At 65.6% G+C, this 1,113-nt stretch carries 1 protein-coding gene; it reads right to left on the bottom strand.

Annotated features, from left to right (window positions below; genetic code table 11):
- Positions 1-28: 28 nt before the first annotated feature.
- Positions 29-1,066 (bottom strand): IS630 family transposase, encoded by a 1,038-nt coding sequence (locus FXO23_RS50515; protein ID WP_218952452.1) that lies wholly within the window; start codon positions 1,064-1,066, stop codon positions 29-31.
- Positions 1,067-1,113: the final 47 nt, after the last annotated feature.

A 1,113-nucleotide genomic window follows, 5' to 3' on the forward strand; every position in this document is an offset into this window, starting at 1 on the left:
TATTGATTCGTAAGGCAAATATGGCGTGTCAGTCTGCGGCGTAGCGGGTTTCGTCCTTGCCGAAGAAGGCTTTCACGCGGTCGGGCTGGTTCTGGCGGCGGCGCAGGTGGGTGCGTGCGCCTGCCGCCAGTTCGGTCTGGGTGCGGGGGCTTGTTGTTGCGGTGACGTGGTGTTTGAGGTCGCCGTTGAGGAGTTCGACGGGGTTGAGTTCGGGGCTGTAGCCGGGCAGGAAGTGCATCTCGATCTTCTCGGCCCGGTCGGTGAGCCACTCTTTGAGCAGCTTCGCCCGGTGCGAGGGGTGCCCGTCCACGATCAGGTGGATCTTGCGGTCCAGGTGCCGCACCAGCCGGTCCAGGAACCCGATCATCACCGTGACGTTGAAGCCACCCTCGAACACGGTGAAATACAGCTCACCCTTGTTGCTGATCGCGGCCATCGCGTTCACGGTGAACCGTTTCCCGCTGTTGGGCACCACCGGCGTCTTCCCCACCGGCGCCCAGGTCGCCGCGACCGTCGCGTCCGAGCGCAGCCCGGTCTGATCCAGCCACAACACCACCGCCTTCTCCCGCTTGGCGCGCTCGGCGATCGCGGGATACCGCTCGGTCAGCCACAGATCCACGGCTTCGGGGTTCTTCTCATAGGCCACCTGGACCGGCTTCTGCGGCGACAGACCCCACGACCGCAGATACTTCCCGATCGTCACCCGCGACAACTCCAGCCCGAACCACCGCTTCACCAGCTCGCCAACCTGACCGCGGGTCCACACCAACCCCGGCAACGCCAACTGATCCGGGAACTTCCCCACCACCGCCCGCCGCACCCGCGCCTGCTGCCGCGCATCCAGCGCCTTCTGCTCGCCCGGGCGGCGACCACGTTTACCCGCGTCCAACCCCCGGTTCCCGTTGCGGCGGAACGCACTCACCCACCTCGACAACGACCGCAACCCCACACCGAACATCTCCGCCACCTCAGCCTGAGTACGCCCGGACACCACCGCCGCGACCGCCCGCCGCCGCAAATCCTCCTGCGACGACGGGGAAAGCCGCCGAGCATTGACCACAGTCACCTTCACACCATAACCAACGACCACGCCATAATTGAGTTACGCATCAA

Origin of the sequence: Amycolatopsis anabasis (assembly GCF_009765355.1) — a bacterium.
Lineage (GTDB): Bacteria > Actinomycetota > Actinomycetes > Mycobacteriales > Pseudonocardiaceae > Amycolatopsis > Amycolatopsis anabasis.